Source organism: Caballeronia pedi, from assembly GCF_001544915.2.
GTDB classification, from domain to species: domain Bacteria; phylum Pseudomonadota; class Gammaproteobacteria; order Burkholderiales; family Burkholderiaceae; genus Caballeronia; species Caballeronia pedi.
The window spans coordinates 13338-34169 of record NZ_FCOE02000061.1; the positions used below are offsets into that span (position 1 = coordinate 13338).

Here is a 20832-nt window from a genome sequence, read left to right on the forward strand (position 1 = left end):
TTCGCGAAGCAATAAATAGAAAAGAGCCGCTGATTCGAATCAGCGGCTCTTTTCTATTCGGCAAGCAAAAACGGCTAAAGGGAATTCGGATTGGGCAGCGACGAATCGTCGAGCGAGCCGTCACCGGAATAGGCAGAGAGATTCATTAAACCGTTGCTTTGCGCATACTGAAACAATTCGGAATCGCGCTCGATGCCGAGTTTTCGCATGGCGGTGTTCTTTTGCGTACTGATCGTCTTGATACTGCGCCGCAATTGCCCCGCGATTTCGGTGATCGTCATGCCCGAGACAAAAAGGCGCACGACCTCGAGTTCGCGCTTGGACAGGATCACGCTGCGCTGCTGCCCGTTCGAGCCGAGCCCCATGCTGTCGAGCGCGCTCTTCACGGACGGGCCCAGATACTCCTGACCGCGCATCACGTGCTGGATCGCCCAGCCAATATGGTTCATGTCGTCGGCCTTGTTGATGATCGACATCACGCCCACTTCACGCAAACGTTTGAGCAAGGCGGGATTTTCGAGCATCGTCAGCACGACGAGCTTGACCCGCGGAAACTGGCGGCCAATGTAGCCGAGCAAGGGCATGCCGTCGCCGTATGAGCCGCCGGGCATGGCGAGATCGGTGACGAGGACGTCGCAGGGTGTCTTCTGCAGCAACTGGACGAGTTCGGTCGACTGGCGCGCCTGCCCGATGACGTCCACCTCCGGAAATTTGTTGAGCGCCTGTGTCGCGCCGAACAGGATCACGGGGTGATCGTCCGCGATGATGACTTTTATTCGCTGGCTCATTTAATTCTCCTATATATCAGTCCATCAGTTGCCGCGCGAATCTGCGTCGAATTACTCATTTCTACGTTTAATAGAGTCAGAAGTCATCGCCGTCAAGGCGCTGCGCACTACGTCCAAACCGACAGGCGCACAACGCGCCATCGGTTAAGTCTCAAGGATTCAAGGCTTTTATGCTTTGTTGCAATGTTAAACTGCAAGCTGGTACGAAGCGCATCACTGAGACAAAAAACATCGTTGCAGCCAGCGAAACGCTGCTATAACGCGCGACGATACTGACAGGAGTTCAGCCCATGCGCCTCACCGGCCGACGCGTGAGTTCGGGTCGTCATGTCGCATCAATACTCTTCCTGGCCTGTGCGGTCGCCGGTTTCTCGAATTCGCGCGAGGTCGCGGCCGATCCCGCCTTCACCTTGTCGAGCACTGATCTCGCGCCGGGCAAGACCATCGGACGCGATCTGCTCTTCGATCAATCCGAGTGCAAGGGCGGCAACCGCTCGCCGCAGATTTCCTGGCGCGGCGCTCCTGCGAACACCCGCAGCTTCGCCGTGACGATCTTCGACCCGGATGCGCCCGGGCGCGGCTGGTGGCACTGGGCCGTCGCCGGGATTCCCGCCGGCACCGATCGTCTGCCGAACAACGCGAGCGCCTCGGGCGTGCTGCGCAAGATGGGCGCGATCGAGGCGCGCAACGACTGGGACACCGACGGCTACGGCGGCCCGTGCCCGCCGCCCGGCAAGCCGCATCGCTACATCGTGACCGTCTACGCGCTCGACAGCACCGACTTGCGGCTGCGCCAGGGCACGCCCGCGCTGATGTTCGAGCACGAAATCCGCACGATGACCATCGCCAGCGCGCAGTTGACCTTCACCTACGCGCGCCCGGATGCTCCCCGCTAGAAGCGTGCGCTCGCGCCGGTCCGTCAAAATTTGTCTTTGCTAGACTGGGCCGGAGAAAGCCCCAGGGACATCATGCCGAACATCATCATCGTTTATCACAGCGGCTACGGCCACACGAAGAAGGTCGCGGAAGCCGTGCTCGGCGGCGCAACCGACGCCGGCGCGAACGTCAGGCTGATCGCCGTTTCCGAACTCGACGAGACCGGCTGGGCCGATCTCGACGCCGCCGACGCCATCGTGTTCGGTGCGCCGACCTACATGGGCGGACCGTCCGCCGACTTCAAGAAATTCGCCGATGCAAGCTCGAAGCCGTGGTTCGCGCAGAAATGGAAAGACAAGATCGCGGCCGGATTCACCAATTCGGCGCATATGAACGGCGACAAATTCCTGACCATCTCCTATTTCGTCACGCTGGCGATGCAGCACGGCATGATCTGGATCGGCACGGGCATGATGCCGTCGAACACGAAGGCGGCCACCCGCAACGATCTGAACTTCGTCGGCGGCTTCACCGGCCTGCTGACGCAGTCGCCCGCCGACGCCTCGCCGGACGAAGCCCCGCCGCCCGGCGATCTCGAAACGGCGAAGGTCTTCGGCGCGCGCATCGCGGAAGTGACGGCGCGCTGGATCGGCCGCCAGGCGCGCGTCGAAAGCGACGGACATCCCCCCGCCTCGGAATCGCCTTAAAATACTGGTTTTGCGGCGAGCGCCCGCACGAACCAGCGAGATCGAGATGACCACGAAAGTATTTGTCGACGGACAGGAAGGCACCACCGGCCTGAAGATTTTCGAATATCTGTCGCAGCGCCGTGACATCGAAGTGTTGCGTATCGAGGAAGCGAAGCGCAAGGACGTCGAGGAGCGGCGCCGTCTGATCAACGCGTCGGACGTGACGTTTCTGTGCCTGCCGGATGTCGCGTCGCGCGAATCGGTGTCGCTCCTCGACGAGGGCAACACGCGCACCGTGATGATCGACGCCAGCACGGCGTTCCGCACGCAGGACGACTGGGCGTACGGGCTTCCCGAACTGTCGCGCGCGCAGCGCGAGCGTTTGCGCACGTCGAAGCGCATCGCGGTGCCGGGCTGCCACGCGTCGGCGTTCGTGCTGTCGGTGCAGCCGCTCGTCGCGGGCGGCCTCGTTCCCGCCGATTTCGACTCTCACGCGTATTCGATCACCGGCTACAGCGGCGGCGGCAAGAAAATGATCGCGGAGTACGAAGCGGGCGGCAACGACACGCTGATGAGCCCGCGCCCGTACGCGCTCGCCCTGACGCACAAGCATCTGCCGGAAATGTCGGTGCGCACGGGACTTAAGCGCGCGCCGGTCTTCACGCCGATCGTCGGCCCGTTCCTGAAAGGCCTCGCGGTCACGACCTATTTCTCGCCGGACCAACTCGCGCGCAAAGCCAAACCGCAGGACGTGCGCGACATGCTGGCGGAGTACTACAACAACGAACCGTTCGTGCGCGTGATGCCGTTCGACGCCGACAGCAACCTCGACGCCGGCTTCTTCGACGTACAGGCGTGCAACGAAACGAATCGCGTCGATATTTTCGTGTTTGGCAACGACGAGCGTTTCGTGACGATCGCGCGTCTGGACAATCTCGGCAAGGGCGCATCGGGCGCGGCGATCCAGTGCATGAACCTGGCGATCGGCGCGGACGAGGAGACGGGCCTGGCCCGCTGATTACGCTGAATCTGGAATAACGAAAGCCGATTCGCTTGACCGCGAATCGGCTTTTTCGCGTCTGGCGGTGCGGCGCAACATCGGAACGTAGGGGCGAAAAAAAGCCCGCCAATGCTGGCGGGCTGAATCCATATCAGTGGAGACATGGAGGAGACAGGAGTAAATATACCAAGAAAATTGGTGCATCGCAACATTGTCCGTCGCGGCGGGGTGACGCAGGTACACCCTTAAAATTCAGGGCTGCATCATCGAGAGGATGAAGTGGAGCTGATCGCCGGAAATCGGCTTCACGAGGTGAACGTCGAAACCGGCGTCCTGCGTCATCTCCCGATGCTGCGGCTGGCCCCAGCCCGTCAGCGCCACGAGCATCAACGCGTGGCCGTTCGGCAGCCGGCGCAAGGCGCGCGCCGCCGCGAGCCCGTCCACGAGCGGCATGCCGAGGTCGAGAATCACGACGTCCGGATCGAACTGCGCGGCGACTTCGACCGCCTGCGCGCCGTTCGCCGCCAGCGCCACTTCGTGCCCCATGCTGTTCAGCAGGTTCGCGAGGCCCGCGAGCGCATCGTCGTCGTCATCGGCTATGAGGATGCGCTTGCTCACGATGGCCTCACCGGGAACCGTATATTTCGAGTGTCAGTTTGTTCGAGCCCGCTTGCGCCGCCGTGATTTCGGTGCGCGCGCCGCGAGCGCCTAGGTAGAAATGCTGACGCGCGGGCAAGTTCTGGTCGTGCGTCGCGTCCGGCAGGCATGACGCGATGTCCGCCGCGACGCCCTGCAGCGCATCGGCGCTGGAACCGCCGTGCGGCGTCCAGGTGCATCGGTAGTTCGTCTGCGAAGCCGCGCATTTCGCGTCGTCGCCGTAGGGCCGCGCGAGCGCGCGTCCGTCGGATGCGGAAAGTGACGAGAAATTCGGCGCCGCAGCGACGATGCGTTTGAGCGCATCGCAGGGACTCGGGGTGTCGTCGGCGCGCGCGGGCGTCGTCGCCAGCACGCCGAGACAAAGCGGTAGGAGCGCGGCCAGAGCGGCGCGTCGGCCAGTCGGATGCATGAGGCGCCTCCTTTTCAGCTTTTTTTCTGGTTTTGCTGCGAACCGGGACAAGCGCTACGAGCGCGACTATGCACCCGCCGGTCGCGCCTGTATGTTCGAAAGCGAATGAAGCACCGCGAACGTACGCAAGTTATGCGCCCGTTCATGCAGACGTTTAGGCCTTCAGTGGCGCACGAGCGCCATCATCGCGCCGAAGCCGACGAACACGCCGCCCGTCAGCCGGTTGAACGCCTGCGCGACGTTCGCACTTTTCAGCCTGTCGCCGATGCGCGCGCCCAGGCCCGCGTACACCGCGTACCAGCTCACTTCGATCACGGCAAACGTCGATACGAGCACCGCGAACTGCGGCAACACCGGCCTGCTTGCGTCGATGAACTGCGGCAGCAGCGCCGCCGCGAAGAGGATAGCCTTCGGATTGCTGCTCGCCACCAGAAAGCCGTTGCGAAAAAGCGTGAAGCGTCGGGGCGCATGGGCGGCGCCGCTGTCATCGCGGACCTCGACCGCACTCGCCTTCGCGCGCCAGCTCTTGACGCCGAGCCAGACGAGATAGGCCGCGCCGAGCAGACGCAGCGTGTCGAACAGGCGCGGCCACGCTTCGAGAAACACGCCCAATCCCGCCGCCGATACCGACAGCATGAGGACGAGCGCCGTAAGACAGCCGGCCATGGTGGCCGTCGACTGTTTGAGGCCGTGACGCGCGCCGTGCGTCATCACGAGCAGCATGTTAGGACCGGGAATCGCGGAAACGACGAAAACAGTGGCGACGAACAGCCACCAGAGATGCAGGCTCATTGCGGCGTGGCGAGAAGGAAGCGGGACTCGCATTATGCAGTCTGCCCGCGTCGATTCGGGCGAAACGCCGCCTTCGCCACACCGCGTGAATGGAATCAGCGCCCAGCGCGCCGCGCCGCCACCTGACCCAGCACGGCGAAGTCCTTTTCGCCGTCGCCGTGAGCGAGCGCATCGACGAGGTTGTCGCGCACGACGCTCGCGAGCGGCAGCGGCACGTTCACGGCATCGCCCGCGGCAATCGCGAGGCGCACGTCCTTCAGACCGAGACGCGCCTTGAAGAGCGCGGGCTCGTAGCGGCGCTCCGCGATCATCTTGCCGTAGCCCTGATACACCGGTCCCGGAAAGAGCGAATTCGTGATGACGTCGAGCAGGGTCTGCGCCTCGATGCCGTGGCCGCTCACGAGCGCCGCCGCTTCGCCGAAACTTTCGATCGCCGATGCCAGCATGAAATTCGCCGCGAGCTTGAGCACGTTCGCGTGCTGCGGCTCGCTGCCGACGCGCCAGGTTTTCTGGCCGAGCGCGTCGAGCACCGGCTGCACGCGGTCGATCGCGCCGCTCGCGCCCGCCGCCAGGATGTTGAGCTTGCCCGCCGCGGCGACGTCCGGCCGCCCGAGCACCGGCGCGGCGACATACGCGACGCCGTGCTGCGCGTGCAACTCGGCCAGTTCGATGGCGAGCGCCGCCGAAATCGTCGCCATATTGACGTGCACGAGGCCCTTCGGCGCGTGCTTGAGCAAACCGCCGTCGACCAGCACCGAGCGCAGCGCGTGGTCGTCGGCGAGCATGGAGAATGCGGCGTCGCCGGCGAAGGCCTGCTCGGGCGTATCGACCACCGACGCGCCCTGGTCCGCGAGCGCGCGCGTCTTGTCGCGCGAGCGGTTCCAGACGCGCACCGTGTGCCCCGCTTTCAGCGCGTTGCTCGCCATCGCGCCGCCCATTTCCCCCAGTCCGATGAATCCGATATCCATGCTCATACTCCTTTGCCTTGTCCGCTTGCCGCGCCGCGATGGCCGCGCGACCCGAGCGCCAGTAAAGCACATCGATGCGAAGCGCGCAGCAGCGCCCAATGCGATACTCGCTGCATGGTCAAGGCGCGCTTTCACTTCCACCGCGAACTGAACGACTTCCTCGCTCGATCCCTGCGCGGGCACACGTTCGCGTGCGCGTGCGCGAAATCTTCGTCGACCAAGCACATGATCGAGGCGCTCGGCGTGCCGCATACCGAGGTCGAACTCATCGTGCGCAACGGCATGCCGACCGGCTTCGACACGCTGATCGAGGCGGACGACCTCATCGAGGTCTATCCCGCGCGCCACGTGCCGGAAGGCAAAACCAGCGGCGCGCTGCTGCTGCGCCCGCCGCTCGACCCCGCCGGTCTGCGCTTCATCGCCGATGCGCATCTCGGCGGTCTCGCGCAGCTATTGCGGCTCGCGGGCTTCGACACCCGCTACGACAACAACTTCCCCGACGACGAAATCGAGCAGCTTGCACACGACGAAGCGCGCATCGTGCTGACGCGCGATCGCGAGTTGCTCAAGCGCCGCACCGTGCTGCACGGCGGCTACGTGCGCACGCTGCAGCCCGACGACCAGTTCCGCGAGGTCTCGGAGCGCTTCGATCTGGCGCCGCATGTCCGGGCGTTCCGGCTCTGCCTGATGTGCAACGCGCCATTGCGTCCGGCCGGTCCCGGCGATATCGACGGCCGCGTGCCCGAAGGCGTGCGCGAGCGGCACGCGCGTTTCGTCACCTGCGACGTGTGTCATCGCGTGTTCTGGGAAGGCTCGCACTGGCGGCGCATGCGCGCGCGCATCGACGCGCTCGCGGAAGCCGGCCGCTAAGGCGTTCGTCGCGTTCCGTACAATACGGCCCCTGACATCGAAAATTGCCCTGGAGCATCGCGTGAACAAATTTCAACTGGAACAGACCAAGGCCTTCAAACTGGCCAATGACCTGAAGCAAGGCGGCCGCGCACGCGCGGGCGGCGCGGACGCGCAAAAGACGGATCGCCGCGAGCAGCGCAAGCTCGATCAGGCGAAGGGTCTCGTGCCGTTCGCCTGCAAGCTCGATGAAAAGTTGGTGACGCAACTGAAGGAACGCGCCGAGGGGCACGAAGGCGGCATGACTGAGGTGCTCGCAGAGTTGCTGGTGAAGGCGGGTCTCGAGCGGTAAGTTCTGCGCGTCCGTCCGGGGCGTTAGTGGTCGCCGTAGTGGCCGCGGCAGCGAACAATAAAAAGGTCCGCGTCCGATACCTCGTAGACGAATCGATTCTTCTCGTCGATCCGACGCGACCACATCTTCCTGCCTTTCAGCGGCTCCGGCTTTCCCGTTCCGGCGAACGGATTTCGGCAGCACTCGTTGATGAGACGAGTCAACCGTTCGAAGACCTTCGAATCCGATCCGCGCCAGAAGTGGTATTCGTCCCAACTGAGATGCGAGAACAGCAGCCCACGCGCCATCATCCGGCCTGCTTGGTTCGCTTGGCGAAGTAGCCACCGAAGACATCGAGAAACGAAAATCTCGGCGACTTGATTCTGAAGGGAGCAGCGGCCGGTGAAAACTCCAAGCGCTCGACGAGATCTTCCGGCGAAAGCAGCTTGTCTTCCGTGTATCCGCGCGACCTGAACCACGCGACCGATTCTTCGAGCTTCCGCTCGTCCAGCTCGCGTTCGACTTCTTCCAGATGCGCCGCCATCCGCGCCAGCGTTTCGTTGGACATCACGACGAGATCCTCCGAATCGAGCAGCGGCATCTCCCCCCACTCGCCCAACCGCTCGGCCTCCCGCGCTTCGTCGTAATCACGCTCGATTAATTCAACCATCCTAACCATTTCCCACCCTCGCTCACACACAACGATGGGCACATTATCACGGACGGCGCGGCCGTCGCACCACCTGTCCGAATGGTTTAGGAAGAATCGCCTTCACACGCTCCCTTCCTTTTCGATCACCAGAATGCGCGCCTCGCCCACCGGTTCGGCGAAATGCTCGTCGCCCGCTTGCGCATGGAAGATATCGCCGGCACGCAGCGTCAGCGTGCGCTCGCCTTCGGCACCGCGCACGTGCATCCGCACTTCGCCCTGCATCACGGCGAACACTTCTTCGCCGTCGTTCACATGCCACTTGTAGGGCGTGTCCGTCCAGTGCAACCGGCACGACGTGCCGTTCATCACGCAGATATCGAGCGCGCCCCATGCGCGCTCCGCCGTGAACTTGCTGCTTTCGATCACTTTCATTTGAAGGCCTGCTAACGGATGAAATCGCGTGCTTCGTCGACGTCTGCGTGGCGTGTCGCCGGAATGCACGCCACCGCGATCAGCGAGAGCACGAGCCCACCCATCACATAGAAGGTCGGCGCGAGTTGCGATTCCGTGACGCGGATGAGCCACGTGACGATGAACTGTCCGAAGCCGCCGAAAATCATCACCGCGATGTTGTACGCGAGAGACAGCCCCGTCGAGCGCACGTGAGCCGGAAAAAGCTCGGCGATGAGCGCGCCGAACGGCCCATAGTAGCCCGAGAGCGCGATCGACAGCAGCGCCTGCACGATCACGAGCCGCATCACGCTCGGCTCGGCCGCGAGCCACGCGAAGAGTGGATAGATGATGACGAGCGTGATCGCCAGCGACCACAGCGACAACCCTTTGCGTCCGATGCGATCCGACCACGCGCCCGCGACCGGCGAAAGCACCGTCAACAGCAGATTGCCGACGATCAGCGCCGTGAACGACTGCCCGAACGGCAGCTTCAGTTGCTTGACGGCAAACGTCGGCAGATAGGCGATCAGCACGTACACGCTCACCGTCAGCGCGATCACCGCACCGAGCCCGCACAGCACTTCGCGGCTATGCGTGCGGAACACTTCGCCGAGCGTCGCGCGGCGCGCGGTTTTCTTCGCATGCAGGAACGCTTCGGTATCGGCCATGTTGCGGCGAATGTACAGACCGACCGGCCCGATCACGAGCCCGATGATGAACGGCACGCGCCAGCCCCAGGAATCGAGCGCTTCGGGCGAAAGGCCACGCGAGATCGCCGCGCCGACGATCGCGCCGAGCAACAGCGACGCCGCCTGGCTCGCCATCTGAAAACTGCCGTAGAAGCCGCGCTTGGAGAACGGCGCCGCTTCGATCAGTAGCGCGGTCGAACTGCCGAACTCGCCGCCCGCGGAGAAGCCCTGCAACAGCCGCGCGAACACGATGACGAGCGGCGCGCCGATGCCGATCGCCGAGTACGGCGGGGCGATCGCCAGCAGAAAGATGCCGAGCGTCATCAGGCCGATGACGAGTGTCAGCGCCGCCTTGCGCCCCGCGCGATCCGCATAAAGCCCGAGCACGATGCCGCCGACCGGCCGCATCACGAACGCGACGCCGAAGGTCGCGGTGGTCAGAAGAATCGACGAATAGTCGTTGTCGGTCGGGAAGAACAGGCGCGCGATGACGACTGTCATGAAGCCGAACACGGTGAAGTCGTACCACTCCAGCGCGTTGCCGATGACCGCCGCTGTCACGGCGCGCGCGTTCAGTCGTCTTCCTGGCATGCGATCCCCTGTGTGTGCATCGATCGGCGTGGGCAGGTCCGCGTTTCGTTCGCATCATTCCAAAAGATGCGCACGCGCGGCTCTTTTTGCCTTGGCGAGTGTAAAGACGGTTTTTCTCCCGATCAAGCTAAATGCGAACAAACAAAAGCGCGCCGGGCCTTTCGGCCGGGCGCGCCTGCGCGATGATGCTGCTCGGACTGCTTATGCCTTCTTCACATACGCGCTGCACCAACCCTTCGATGCGACCTGCTTGCCGGGGAACATCGGACACGCCGCGTAGGCGTCGGTCGGCTTGCCCTGATAGAACTGACAGTTGCCGCAATCCTGACCAGCGGCGTATTTCGCGAACTTGGCCTTGTCGACCTTGCTCGCGTCTTCCTTGTAGCCGAGCGCCTGCGCGGTGGGATCGCTTTCGGGGACTTTCGGCGCATCGGCGAATGCGGCTTTCGAGCCGAGCGCGAACGTCGAGGCGACGCCCACGCTGGTAATCAGAAACGTGCGACGTGATGTCTTCATGGTGACTCACTCCATGTTGTATTGGGGGATAAGCGCCGTTCTTGGCGACGGCGATTCCCGAGCATAACAACCTGGAAGCGAGTCGACGACGTCAAATCTCAGAGATAAGAAAACGTCGCGCGTCAGTCAGCGCGCCATGTCGGCGACGCGCTCAGCGATCGCAAGCGACGCCGTCAGTCCCGGCGACTCGATGCCGTACAGATTCACGAGCCCCGGCACGCCGTGCGCCGACTTGCCCTGAATCATGAAGTCCGCCGCCGCCTGACCCGGCCCGGACAGTTTCGGCCGGATGCCCGCATAGGCGGGCTGCAACGCGTCATCGGGGAGGCCGGGCCAGTACGCGCGGATCGCGGCGTAGAAAGAATCGGCGCGGCGCGGATCGACGTCGTAATTGAGCGCCTGCACCCATTCGACGTCCGGCCCGAACTTCGCCTGGCCGCCGAGATCGATCGTCAGATGCACGCCGAGGCCCGCCTCGTTGGGCATCGGATAGATGAGCCGTTCGAACGGCGCGCGTCCGCTCACGCTGAAGTAATTGCCCTTCGCGAAGTAGAGCGGCGGCACATGGCGATCGTCGAGGCCGCGAATGTTGCGCGCGATCGCGTTCGCCCACAGTCCCGCGCTGTTGATCAGATACGACGCCCGGAAGCGCGCGGGCGACTCGCCGCCCGTTTCGACGATGAAGCAGCCCTCGCGCGCATCGATGGACTCGACAGGCGTATGGAACACGATGTTCGCGCCGCGGCTCTCGGCTTCGCCCTGTAGTGCGAGCATGAACTGATGACTGTCGACGATGCCCGTCAGCGGCGACCACACCGCCTCGACGCATTGCAGTTGCGGCTCCATCTCCGCCGCCTGCGCGCCGCTGATGCGCGTGAGCCCCTTGACGCGATTCTCGATGCCCTTCTGCTCCAGCGCCGCCAGTTGCGGCACCTGATTGCGCGCCGTGGCGACGAGCAGCTTGCCGCATTGCCGGTGCGGCACGCCGTGCGCCTGACAGAACTCGTAGAGCATGTCGCGCCCGCGCACGCACAGTTCGGCCTTCAGCGATCCGCGCGGATAGTAGATGCCCGCGTGAATCACCTCGCTGTTGCGCGAGCTCGTGCCGATGCCGATGCCCTCGCCCGATTCCAGCACGATGACTTCGCGCCCGCGCATCGCCAGCGCCCGGGCAATCGCCAGCCCGACCGCGCCTGCTCCGATTACCACGCACTCGATCCGATCCATATTTCCTTCCGCCGCAGATTTGTCCCAACTATTTTACGTTCGGGACTATTGCGCGATACACAACAAACGCACATGGATTGCATCGTTTTCCGGTGCAATTCGGAAAAAGGCAAGAATCTGGCCGCCAGATGTCAAAAATGACAGGTTTTGGCGGCCTTTTTCGCAAATTCGCAAATAACCCCTTTTCAGAACCCGATGGCTTTCCTGCGCGAATTCCGGTCGAGCTGGATATCGCGTGCCTCGATGTGGTGCCGGTTGTCGATGCGAGCGTTGCCGAACGCATTGAGCATCGCACGCCGCATGCCGCGCGGCGACGCCTGCACGAGCGCGTCGAGCGGCGCGTCGCCGAGCGTTTCCGGGAAACGCGCGCCCCACGTGTGGGCATCGCGGATTTCGGCGTAAATCGACTGCGCGATGCGCCGCGCGCCGTCGCGATCGGGCGCCGGAATCTCGTAGACGTTCATGCGGTTCAAAAGCGGCTCGGGAATCGCGCGCGCGTCGTTGGCCGTGGCGATCCACACTACGTTGCCCGCGTTGATCGGCACCTCGGCGAATTCGTCGATGAAAGTCTGCGCCGTGTCGTGTTCCAGCAGCGCATAGAGCGCGCCGAGCGGATCGTATTGCGCGTCGCCGGTGGCCTTGTCGATTTCATCGACGGTGATGACGGGGTTCGCGTAGCTGCCGTTCACGAGCGCGTCGAAGACCTTGCCGGGCTTCGCGTTGCGCCATTGCGACGACGCCCCCGACAGAATCCAGCCCGCGGTGAGCGAGCTCATCGCGACGTAATGGCAGGACGTGCCGAGCAGTCGCGCGAGCTGTTTCGCGAAGTGCGTCTTGCCGATGCCCGGCTCGCCGAGCAGCAACATGGGCATGAGTTCGAGGCGGTCGTCGGTTTCGAGGCACAGCGCAATCTGCTTGCGGATATCGGCGAGCGGCTCTTCGAAGTTCGGCAGATCGGCGGCGAGATCGTCGATCGACGGCATGCGGTTGGGCTTCACGCAAAAGCGCAGATTGCCCACCTTGAGCATCTTTTCGTAGGTGGCGCGCAAGGCGTCGCTTGCGCCTTCGGAGAGGTCGTTGAGCGCGGTTTCCACGTCGTCGAGACTGTAGACCTTGCTGAACGATGCCACCGCCAGTTCCTGTTTGACCACGGCTGTCGTCATGTCACACCCCGTCATTTTTTATGGTCGACGAGTCCAGTGTATCGACGCCAAAACCCCATGCAAGCGAGCAGTCGCACGCGTGTGCTGCTAAACACAATGCCCGTTTCCGCCGATAAAGCCGCGATCGGCGCGGCCTAGTATGATCGTCGGGATCGAAGCGGCGAGCGGGTTCGATATCTGCTTCGCACGCAATCATATATTTCGGCTGGCGCGCTGAACCGGCTTCGCGTCGCCGTGTCACACCGAAGTCGCCGAGGAACGCCGATCCCGTGGCCGCTGCCGGGCGTGCCGCCATCCGAATAGTTCGCGCGCAGGAGTTGCTTTCAATGCGAAAAACGATACCCACGGTCTTTCTGAATTTCGCGCTCATGACAGGCGCCTGTCTCACCGCGTTCGCCGCGCACGCGCAAACCACGCCGGCGCAGCCGGTGAACTGGGAATTGCAGGTTGTGCGCGACGGGCAACAGATCGATTCATTCTCCGGCACCACCAACGTCGGACAGGCGCGCACGGACACGCATCACAACAAGGTGCAGAATCGCGTCGGCTGCGCGGATCAACCCGCGGGCGAGATCGATCTGCAACGCACCGTCACCATCTCGCCGACCCACGCGAGCGCCGACGACATCACGATCGCCATCGACGCGCAGGAAACCTTGCAGGACGACAGCACGCGCGTGTCGCCGTCCGGCTGCAAGTTGCCGCCGGTGCCGCGCCAGGTGAGCGGGTCGCATCCGGGGCTCGTCGTCAAGCCCGGCGAATGGGCGCAATGGCAGATCATCGACAGCAATCCGTCGCTCGCCTATCGGGTGCGCGCGAGCCTGGGCGCATCGACGGCGGCGCAATGACAACCGCGGTGACATAGACTCAAAAAGCCGCCGCTCAAGACAAAGAACGCATGCGAAACCCAGAACATCTTCCGCCAGGCCCATCCGCTCACACGGCCACACCGGATTTCACGGCGGTCAGCTGGAACCTGCACAAGGGTCGCTCGCCGCTCGGCTTGCGCGCCTGGACCGCGATGCAGCGGTGGGTTCAGACCACCAACGCGGACGTCTATTTCCTTCAGGAAGCGATGGCGCGGCGCATGCCGCAGCCCGTGCTCGCCAGCGGCTTCGGCAAGCCGCTCAACGCGCCGCTCGATGATGTCTGGCATTGCCAGGCCACCGAGATCGCCACCGCGCTCGAATTGCAGATCGCACTCGGGCCGAACGTGTTCAAGCCCTCGTGGCGGCACGGCAACGCGATTCTCTCGCCGCATCCGCTCGATCTCTCCGGGCGCTGGGACATCTCGGCGCATCGGTTCGAAAAACGCGGTTTGCTGGTCGCGCGCGCCACCTTCGCCGGTCAGTCGGTCACGCTGCTGTGCGCGCATCTCGCGCTGACGCGTCAGGCGCGTCTGCGTCAGATGAACTGGATCGCGCACTGGATCGCGAAGGAAGCGCCCGAGGGCCCGCTCGTGCTGGCGGGCGACTTCAACGACTGGCGCAACGATTCCGTGCCCCTGTTCGCCGAACTCGGCATGAACGAAGTCGCGACCATGTTGGGCGCATCGGGCCGCACGTTTCCGGCGTTCTCGCCCGCGCTCGCGCTCGACAAGATGTTCGTGCGCGGCCTGAAACCGGTCGAATGGCTCGTGCCGACACAGGACACCGCGTGGCTGTCCGATCACCTTCCGTACGTGGCGCGGCTGCGCGTGGAGTGACGCAGCGCTTACCCCGCGAGCAGCGCTTCCAGATTGGCGACGTCGACGGGTTTGGTCAGATGATGATCGAAGCCCGCATCGAGCGCGCTGCGGCGATCGGCGTCGCTGCCCCAGCCGGTCAGCGCGAGCAGCAGCGCGTGCTGCGTGGCATCGCGCTTTCTCATTTCGCGCGCCACATCGAAGCCGCTCATGCCCGGCAAGCCGATATCGAGCACGACCACATCGGGTTTGAAATCATCGATCGATGCGAGCGCGCGCGGCCCGTCGTGTTCTGTGCGCACGACGTGACCGAGCGCTTCGAGCAGCATCGACAGGGCAAGCGCCGCATCGGCGCTGTCGTCGACGAGCAGAATGCGGCGGCCTTGCGCCGCGCCGCCGCTTGCTTCGGCGGTAGTGTTCATGCGAGTCCCCGTACATCGTCGCCACGCGGCGACTTTTTTGAGATGGTGCGGGGAATGTAGCACAGCGGGTCTGCGCTTCAGGAGATGAGGCCGCAAGCACGGCACGCGGCGGCTCTGCTATCGTGAATGCTTCATTTGCCGCGCCGTTCCCGCATCGCCGCCATGTTCGATCTATTCGACGACATCCCCAAACCCGACATCGTCTGGCATCCGGACTGGATCGATGCCGACGAAGCCTCCGACCTGATGGGCGCGCTCATCGCCGAAGTCGGCTGGCAGCAGGACACGATGACGACGCCCGGCGGCCGCGTGCCGCTGCCGCGCCTGACGGCGTGGCAAGGCGAACCGGACGCGGTCTATGTGTATTCGGGCATCCGCAACGTGCCGCAGCCGTGGACGCCCGCCGTCGCGCAACTGCGCGAGCGCGCCGAAGCCGCCTGCGGCGCGCGCTTCAACAGCGTGCTGCTGAACCGCTATCGCAGCGGCCTCGACAGCATGGGCTGGCACGCCGACAAGGAACGCGAGCTCGGCCCGGAACCGGTGATCGCATCGGTGAGTCTCGGCGCGACGCGCACCTTCGAGTTCCGCCACGCGCGCACACACGCCACGCACACGCTCGCGCTGACGCACGGCAGCCTGCTCGTGATGCGCGGGCGCACGCAGCTCGAATGGGTGCATCGCGTGCCGAAGGAGCCGGGCGCGCGCGGCGAGCGCATCAATCTCACGTTCCGCAGTGTCGATGCGTCGAAGCGCGTGAACAGGCGCGCTTAAGGCCGCTTTGCGACGAAATCGATTTCCACGAGCGCATCGCGCGCGAGTCCCGTCACGCCGATGCACGTGCGCGCCGGCAGCGGCTTCGGCAGAAAATAAGCGCGATACACCGCGTTCATCGCGTCGTAATCGCGCTTGAATTCGGTAAGGAAGATGCGCACGCTGACCACGTTGTCGAGCGTGAGGCCGACGCCGTTCAGCACGAGTATCAGGTTGTCCATCACACGCCGGGTCTGCGCCGCGACGCCTTCGGGCAGCGGCGCGTTGTCGTCGTCGGGAGCGGTCGGCATCTGGCCGGTCAGGAACACCCAGCCGTCGGCCTCGGCCGCGTGCGAGAACGGTCCGACGGGCGTCGGCGCGGCATCGACCATCGTGAATTTGGGCAGTTGGCTCACTTCGTCTCCTTTTTATGTGCGTGCTTGTGCGTGTCAGGATCGCAGAGATCGGAACGTTAGCGCGCCAAAATTGCGCGCGTGCTGGCGCCCCGTGCGAAGATGATGCGGCTTACGGTTACCTTCTCACGCGCGATGCTTCCTTACCCTCTTCTCGCCGACGCCGTTCTGCGCATGCTGACAGCGATCCTGATCGGCTGCATCATCGGCATCGATCGCGATCTGCATGGCAAGCCGACCGGCATGAAGACGCTCGGACTCGTGTCGCTCGGCGCGTGCATCGCGACGATGTGTGCGCAAGGCTTCTCGATGACGCTCTCCGCTAACGCCGACGTCTCCCGCGCGGTGCAGGGCATCGTGACGGGCGTCGGCTTTCTCGGCGCGGGCGTGATCCTGCAGAATCCGCGTGAAAACCGCGTGCGCGGACTCACTACGGCGGCGTCGATCTGGGTGACGGCGGCGGTCGGTATCGTTTGTGGACTGGGCGTGTGGAGCGTCGCGTTCATCGCGATGCTTCTGATGATCGCGCTCATGGTCATCGGGCGCGTGGTCGAGAAGCGTTTGCTGCGGCGCTGGATGAACAAGCCGGAAGACGAGCGCCAGAAGTACGGCGACATCGAAGAGGCTTAGGCGAGTTCTTCCACGCCAGGCGCCATCACACGATTCCGCCCCGCGACCTTCGCTGCATAGAGCAGGCCATCGGCACGCGCCATCAGCGAGGCGAGCGTCTCGCGCCCGTCCCACATCGCAATGCCCGCGCTGAAGGTGTAATTCAGCACGCCGCCGGGCACGGCGCACGGCGTCGCTTCGACGGTCCTGCGCAGACGTTCGACGAGCGCGGTGACATCCTCGCTGCGATCGGCCGAGCAGAACAGACAGAACTCCTCGCCGCCGATGCGCCCGAATGCGTCGTCATCGCGGATGCGCGTCCGCACGATGGCCGCGAAGTGGCGCAGCACGTCGTCGCCCGCCGCGTGACCGTAGCGGTCGTTCACGCTCTTGAAATGATCGACGTCTACCACCGCGACATATTCGCGCCGGGCGGTACTTCCAGCGCGCGCGAGCCGTTCCGCCGCCCCCGCCAGAAACGCCTTTCGCGACAATGCGCCGGTCAGATCGTCGAAGCGCGCGAGCCGTTCGAGCCGCTGCGCCAGGCGGTCGTGCGCCATCATCACGAGCCCGATGCACAGCGACGGCAGCACGAGAATGCCGAGCGCGAGAAACGTGATCTGCATCGGCCCGGGTTGCAGCAGTGCCGCCTGCGCGGGCGGCTGCACGGCGTAGATCGCGCCGCGGATCGTATGGCCGAGCGCGCCGAGCGCCGCCGCGCCGGCGACGAACAGATAGTTGTAGCGCGGCCGCTCCTTCGGACGCCCGAGCAGCACGCGGCCCGCAATCGCGAAATCGCAGGCGGCGTGAAACGCCGACACGATCACCACGCGCGCGTGCATATCGGGCACGACGTAGGTGAAGTACACGATGCCCGCCATCACGCCGAGCCACATGATCCAGCCCGCCCAGCGTTGCGCGGGTCGCAGATGCACATCGAAGAATTCGTTGCAGCCTTCGTAGATCAGCAGAACGGTCGCGGCCAGCAGTTGATTCGCGACCACGACGCCGAGCCACGCGGGCGCCACGTTCTGCATGGCGAACAGCACGAGCGACACGATGGCCAGCACGTTCGCCCAGAGCCAGCGCGGCACGCCGTCGATCTCGTGCGAGAGCAGCGAGATCAGCACCAGTATCGAGAGAATGCTCGATAGCGCGGTGACGACGAGAATGCTGACGGGACTGAACATCGCTGAAAGTGGGGTGGAATTCGCTCGCACCGGGGAGATCGCAGCGCGTCGCCAACGTGTTTACGGCACGAACGGCCGCACCCTGAACGGCGCCATATGCGGCACGCGGTCGCACGACAACAAACAGAAACAGAAACGCGGCGCGGCCTCCCGGCCCGCCGCGTTCGATGAAGCAATGCGCAGTCCAGACGAAACCGCGCATCGTCGTTCAGACCTTACCATTCGTGCCGGTCGCGCCAGCGTTCCTCGCGGCGCATCTCGTGATGCCAGCGACGCTCGCGCCATTCGTGACGCCGCCATTCGCGCTCGCGCCAGCGGTCGCGGTGATAGCCGTAGCCATCGCGGTCGCCGTAACCGTAATAGCCGACCGGCACTGCAGGCTGCGCATACACCGGCACACCGACGCCCACCGCTACATCGACATGCGCATTCGCCGACGCCGACATGGCGAGCGCTACGATCCCTGCCAGCCCGACAGCCATTCCAAGCAGTTTCTTTTTCATGTTGCTTTCTCCCTGCACCGAGTGCCTTGTGAGTCAGGTGCAGTCTAAAAAGCGATGCCGGATACAGGTGCAACGGCTCTGCCAGAAAGGTAACGTCAGGTAACGGTCAGATAGCTTGCAGTTTCGCTCAGCGCACGCGCTTGCCGGTTTCGTCGATGATGACTTCGCCGTCTTCCTTCACGAACGGCCCTTTCTGCGCCTCGGGCAGCAGATCGAGCACGAGTTCCGACGGGCGGCAAAGACGCGCGCCCTTGGGCGTATCGACGAACGGACGGTTGATCAGGATCGGATGCGCGAGCATCGCGTCGATGAGTTGTTCATCGCTGAGGCCCGGATCGCCGAGGCCGAGTTCGGCGTACGGCGTGCCCTTTTCGCGCAATGCATCGCGCACGGACAGACCCGCCCGCGCGATCAGCGCGACGAGCGTCTCGCGGCTCGGCGGATGCGTGAGATATTCGATCACGTTCGGTTCAATGCCCGCGTTGCGGATCAGTGCGAGCGTGTTGCGCGAGGTTCCGCACTTCGGATTGTGGTAGATGGTGACGGTCATGGTCGCGTTGTCCCTGCTATCGAAAGTTGGCGAGATGGCACGCCTCGCATTCTAAAACCGATGCAGCGATGACGCGACCGACAGCCACGCGCCACGCGCACGACCGTATGCGGGACGTGCGTTCAATTGTCCTGTTCATTCGAGCATCCGCGGCCTATAAAGAAGGTGCAGTGCGGCATGCGTCTTCTGCGGACCCGCGGGTCCCATTCGCCGGAAAGCGCACCGGCGCTCCGTCTGCATCGCAACGGCGAGATGCCGTGCAAAACGCATACGAACAAGTTCGGCATACCGGCGGCGGAACACGCATACCACGCCGGCAACCGGCACCGATGTTCCGTCCTCGCGGCGCGCCACGCATGGCACATGCGAGACACGTGGCACGTTCCGTGCGGATCAACGATCCGATTCAGCGAACAGCGTTACGCGGACACACGCGAGCGCGCCTTCCGATCAAGGAGTCGACATGAAATCACGTATCGCCATGGTGGCGCTCGCCGCCTCGTTATTCGCCGCTGCGGGCCTTGCCTCGGCCCAGCAGACCTACTATCGAACCGCGCAGGTGCCCGGACAGGCCACCGCCGATACCTGGACCGACCCGAGCGCGCCGCAGCAAAGCGCCATGCAGGCCCAGCCGGGCGACATGTCCGATACGTCATACGGCGGTGCGCCCATGACGCGCGGCGCAGCCGGCACGACGATGGGCATGGACACCGCGGCGTCGAAGCCCTGCACGCGCGGGCCGCAGTGCAACATCTTCTTCGGCAACTGAGCGGTCTGCACGGTTTGCGCAACTTCGCTAGCATGAGTGCATGAGACGGCGCGTCCGTTCCAGACGAACGGACGCGCCATTTCCTTTTTAATGGGACCGCGATCATGCGCCGTGACGAATTTCTCGCGCTGCTTTCCAGCGAACGTTTTAACGAAGTCGTCACCGTCACGCGCGAGCCGAACGGTTCGCTCGACGTCCACTCGCATCCGTTCGAAGCCAAGGCGCTGATTCTCGAAGGCGATGTCACGATACGCATCGGCGCTCACGCGCGGACGTATCACGCGGGCGAGGTCTTCCATCTTGCGACGAATATCGGGCACTCGGAGCGGTACGGGACCGAGGGCGTGAGTTATGTCGTAGGCCGCAAGTAGCGATGGCCGCCTCTAAACGCAAGGCCGCGCGAATCCGCGTCGGCATCGGCGGATGGACGTTCGAGCCGTGGCGCGGCACGTTCTATCCCGAAGACCTCGTGCAAAAGCGTGAACTCGAATACGCGAGCCGCGCGCTCACCAGCATCGAAGTGAACGGGACGTTCTACGGCGCGCAGAAGCCCGCTACCTTCATCAAGTGGCGCGACGAGACGCCGGACGATTTCGTGTTCTCGCTCAAGGCGCCGCGCTACGCGACGAATCGCCGTGTGCTCGCCGAAGCGGGCGATACGATCGAGCGTTTTTTCGGCAGCGGCGTGCTCGAACTCGGCGACAAGCTCGGTCCGATCAACTGGCAATTCGCGGCGACCAAGAAGTTCGACGCCGAGGATTTCGAACGCTTCCTGGAACTGCTGCCCGCGAAAATCGACGGACGCGCGATCCGTCACGCGGTCGAAGTCCGGCACGAGAGTTTCTGCGATCCGGCGTTCATCGCGCTCGCGCGGAAGTATCGCGTCGCGGTGGTGATCGCGGGAGATTCGAAGTATCCGCAGATCGCGGATGTGACCGCGCCTTTCGTCTACGCGCGCATCATGGGCACGACCGAAAAGCAGGCGAAGGGTTATGCGAAAGCGGCGCTCGACCAATGGACCGGACGCGCGACAACATGGGCCGCGGGCGGCTCGCCGGCCGACTTGCAGACCTTCGGCAAGCCGGCCCCGAAAGCCGCATCGCGCGATGTGTTTCTCTACGTCATCAGCGGCTTCAAGGAGCGCAATCCGGCTGCGGCGATCGCGCTCATCGAACGATTGAAGGACTAGACGCGCATCGGCCTCAACGCACGAGGCAAGGCTTCTTGTTGTCGAACTTCCAGTTCGGAATCAGATATTGCATCGCGACGCCGTCATCGCGCGCGCCGAGGCC

General features: G+C 64.1%; 29 protein-coding genes. 12 read left to right on the top strand and 17 right to left on the bottom strand.

Going from position 1 to position 20832, the window contains the following annotated elements; all coding sequences use genetic code 11:
* Positions 1-74: 74 nt before the first annotated feature.
* Positions 75-788 carry a response regulator gene (locus AWB80_RS39875; protein ID WP_061180119.1) on the bottom strand — a complete coding sequence of 238 codons (714 nt, stop codon included), beginning with the start codon at positions 786-788 and terminating at the stop codon, positions 75-77.
* A 290-nt stretch (positions 789-1078) separates the two neighbouring features.
* On the opposite strand from AWB80_RS39875, the gene AWB80_RS39880 reads away from it, so the two are divergent.
* The 3 genes from AWB80_RS39880 to argC all read left to right on the top strand — a co-directional run bounded on the left by AWB80_RS39880 (position 1079) and on the right by argC (position 3371).
* Complete coding sequence (locus AWB80_RS39880) at positions 1079-1684, top strand: YbhB/YbcL family Raf kinase inhibitor-like protein (RefSeq protein ID WP_061180120.1); 606 nt, start codon at positions 1079-1081, stop codon at positions 1682-1684.
* Between the two features lie 72 nt (positions 1685-1756).
* Positions 1757-2371 (top strand): flavodoxin family protein, encoded by a 615-nt coding sequence (locus AWB80_RS39885; protein ID WP_061180121.1) that lies wholly within the window; start codon positions 1757-1759, stop codon positions 2369-2371.
* A gap of 46 nt (positions 2372-2417) precedes the next feature.
* Positions 2418-3371 carry an N-acetyl-gamma-glutamyl-phosphate reductase gene (gene argC / locus AWB80_RS39890; protein WP_061180122.1) on the top strand — a complete coding sequence of 318 codons (954 nt, stop codon included), beginning with the start codon at positions 2418-2420 and terminating at the stop codon, positions 3369-3371.
* Between the two features lie 234 nt (positions 3372-3605).
* Here argC and AWB80_RS39895 read toward each other — a convergent pair whose 3' ends face one another.
* From AWB80_RS39895 to AWB80_RS39910, 4 genes are all read right to left on the bottom strand, one after another.
* Positions 3606-3971: a response regulator gene (locus AWB80_RS39895; protein WP_061180123.1), complete on the bottom strand. Its 366-nt coding sequence runs from the start codon at positions 3969-3971 to the stop codon at positions 3606-3608.
* Positions 3972-3978: 7 nt separating this feature from the next.
* Entirely contained in the window at positions 3979-4419 is a 441-nt protein-coding gene (locus AWB80_RS39900; protein WP_061180124.1) for a hypothetical protein, read from the bottom strand.
* Between the two features lie 162 nt (positions 4420-4581).
* Complete coding sequence (locus AWB80_RS39905; RefSeq protein ID WP_061180125.1) at positions 4582-5211, bottom strand: LysE family translocator; 630 nt, start codon at positions 5209-5211, stop codon at positions 4582-4584.
* A gap of 95 nt (positions 5212-5306) precedes the next feature.
* Positions 5307-6179, bottom strand: coding sequence for an NAD(P)-dependent oxidoreductase (locus tag AWB80_RS39910; protein ID WP_061180145.1), 873 nt, complete (start codon positions 6177-6179; stop codon positions 5307-5309).
* A 114-nt stretch (positions 6180-6293) separates the two neighbouring features.
* On the opposite strand from AWB80_RS39910, the gene AWB80_RS39915 reads away from it, so the two are divergent.
* Positions 6294-7049, top strand: coding sequence for a Mut7-C RNAse domain-containing protein (locus tag AWB80_RS39915; RefSeq protein ID WP_061180126.1), 756 nt, complete (start codon positions 6294-6296; stop codon positions 7047-7049).
* 61 nt (positions 7050-7110) lie between these two features.
* The gene (locus AWB80_RS39920) at positions 7111-7380 is read left to right on the top strand and encodes a hypothetical protein (protein ID WP_061180127.1); all 270 of its coding nucleotides are present in this window, start codon (positions 7111-7113) and stop codon (positions 7378-7380) included.
* 23 nt (positions 7381-7403) lie between these two features.
* On the opposite strand, the gene AWB80_RS39925 is transcribed toward AWB80_RS39920, so the two are convergent.
* The 7 genes from AWB80_RS39925 to AWB80_RS39955 all read right to left on the bottom strand — a co-directional run bounded on the left by AWB80_RS39925 (position 7404) and on the right by AWB80_RS39955 (position 12650).
* Positions 7404-7667 (bottom strand): Txe/YoeB family addiction module toxin, encoded by a 264-nt coding sequence (locus tag AWB80_RS39925; protein ID WP_341866863.1) that lies wholly within the window; start codon positions 7665-7667, stop codon positions 7404-7406.
* A complete protein-coding gene (locus AWB80_RS39930) occupies positions 7667-8071 on the bottom strand; it encodes a hypothetical protein (protein ID WP_143328246.1) in 405 nt (134 codons plus the stop codon). Before AWB80_RS39930 ends, AWB80_RS39925 begins: the two co-directional genes overlap by 1 nt.
* Positions 8072-8131: 60 nt before the next feature.
* Positions 8132-8443 (bottom strand): cupin domain-containing protein, encoded by a 312-nt coding sequence (locus AWB80_RS39935; protein ID WP_061180130.1) that lies wholly within the window; start codon positions 8441-8443, stop codon positions 8132-8134.
* 11 nt (positions 8444-8454) lie between these two features.
* A complete protein-coding gene (locus AWB80_RS39940; protein WP_061180131.1) occupies positions 8455-9744 on the bottom strand; it encodes an MFS transporter in 1290 nt (429 codons plus the stop codon).
* Positions 9745-9945: 201 nt separating this feature from the next.
* Positions 9946-10260 (bottom strand): high-potential iron-sulfur protein, encoded by a 315-nt coding sequence (locus AWB80_RS39945; protein ID WP_061180132.1) that lies wholly within the window; start codon positions 10258-10260, stop codon positions 9946-9948.
* A gap of 126 nt (positions 10261-10386) precedes the next feature.
* Entirely contained in the window at positions 10387-11487 is a 1101-nt protein-coding gene (locus AWB80_RS39950; RefSeq protein WP_061180133.1) for an NAD(P)/FAD-dependent oxidoreductase, read from the bottom strand.
* A gap of 185 nt (positions 11488-11672) precedes the next feature.
* On the bottom strand, positions 11673-12650 hold the full coding sequence (locus tag AWB80_RS39955; RefSeq protein WP_061180134.1) for an AAA family ATPase: 978 nt from the start codon (positions 12648-12650) through the stop codon (positions 11673-11675).
* A 326-nt stretch (positions 12651-12976) separates the two neighbouring features.
* Between AWB80_RS39955 and AWB80_RS39960 the strand changes: the two genes are divergently transcribed.
* Positions 12977-13498, top strand: coding sequence for a hypothetical protein (locus tag AWB80_RS39960; protein WP_061180135.1), 522 nt, complete (start codon positions 12977-12979; stop codon positions 13496-13498).
* 50 nt (positions 13499-13548) lie between these two features.
* Entirely contained in the window at positions 13549-14355 is an 807-nt protein-coding gene (locus AWB80_RS39965) for an endonuclease/exonuclease/phosphatase family protein (RefSeq protein ID WP_061180136.1), read from the top strand.
* 8 nt (positions 14356-14363) lie between these two features.
* Here the strand turns inward: AWB80_RS39965 and AWB80_RS39970 are convergent, their stop codons facing one another.
* Complete coding sequence (locus AWB80_RS39970; RefSeq protein ID WP_061180137.1) at positions 14364-14756, bottom strand: response regulator; 393 nt, start codon at positions 14754-14756, stop codon at positions 14364-14366.
* A gap of 162 nt (positions 14757-14918) precedes the next feature.
* Here AWB80_RS39970 and AWB80_RS39975 point away from each other — a divergent pair, with 162 nt between their 5' ends.
* The gene (locus AWB80_RS39975) at positions 14919-15527 is read left to right on the top strand and encodes an alpha-ketoglutarate-dependent dioxygenase AlkB family protein (protein ID WP_061180146.1); all 609 of its coding nucleotides are present in this window, start codon (positions 14919-14921) and stop codon (positions 15525-15527) included.
* On the opposite strand, the gene AWB80_RS39980 is transcribed toward AWB80_RS39975, so the two are convergent.
* Positions 15524-15922 carry a RidA family protein gene (locus AWB80_RS39980; RefSeq protein WP_061180138.1) on the bottom strand — a complete coding sequence of 133 codons (399 nt, stop codon included), beginning with the start codon at positions 15920-15922 and terminating at the stop codon, positions 15524-15526. The genes AWB80_RS39975 and AWB80_RS39980 overlap by 4 nt on opposite strands.
* A 171-nt stretch (positions 15923-16093) precedes the next feature.
* On the opposite strand from AWB80_RS39980, the gene AWB80_RS39985 reads away from it, so the two are divergent.
* Complete coding sequence (locus AWB80_RS39985) at positions 16094-16549, top strand: MgtC/SapB family protein (RefSeq protein ID WP_244207017.1); 456 nt, start codon at positions 16094-16096, stop codon at positions 16547-16549.
* On the opposite strand, the gene AWB80_RS39990 is transcribed toward AWB80_RS39985, so the two are convergent.
* From AWB80_RS39990 to arsC, 3 genes are all read right to left on the bottom strand, one after another.
* A complete protein-coding gene (locus AWB80_RS39990) occupies positions 16546-17718 on the bottom strand; it encodes a GGDEF domain-containing protein (protein WP_061180140.1) in 1173 nt (390 codons plus the stop codon). The two genes, AWB80_RS39985 and AWB80_RS39990, sit on opposite strands and share 4 nt — an antisense overlap.
* A 215-nt stretch (positions 17719-17933) precedes the next feature.
* The gene (locus AWB80_RS39995) at positions 17934-18221 is read right to left on the bottom strand and encodes a hypothetical protein (RefSeq protein WP_061180147.1); all 288 of its coding nucleotides are present in this window, start codon (positions 18219-18221) and stop codon (positions 17934-17936) included.
* Positions 18222-18348: 127 nt separating this feature from the next.
* Complete coding sequence (arsC, locus tag AWB80_RS40000; RefSeq protein ID WP_061180141.1) at positions 18349-18771, bottom strand: arsenate reductase (glutaredoxin); 423 nt, start codon at positions 18769-18771, stop codon at positions 18349-18351.
* A gap of 463 nt (positions 18772-19234) precedes the next feature.
* Between arsC and AWB80_RS40005 the strand changes: the two genes are divergently transcribed.
* The 3 genes from AWB80_RS40005 (at position 19235) to AWB80_RS40015 (ending at position 20729) form a co-directional block, all read left to right on the top strand.
* The gene (locus AWB80_RS40005) at positions 19235-19540 is read left to right on the top strand and encodes a hypothetical protein (protein ID WP_143328247.1); all 306 of its coding nucleotides are present in this window, start codon (positions 19235-19237) and stop codon (positions 19538-19540) included.
* A 104-nt stretch (positions 19541-19644) separates the two neighbouring features.
* A complete protein-coding gene (locus AWB80_RS40010) occupies positions 19645-19911 on the top strand; it encodes a cupin domain-containing protein (protein WP_061180143.1) in 267 nt (88 codons plus the stop codon).
* 2 nt (positions 19912-19913) lie between these two features.
* Positions 19914-20729 (top strand): DUF72 domain-containing protein, encoded by an 816-nt coding sequence (locus AWB80_RS40015; RefSeq protein WP_061180144.1) that lies wholly within the window; start codon positions 19914-19916, stop codon positions 20727-20729.
* The last annotated feature ends 103 nt before the right edge of the window (positions 20730-20832 follow it).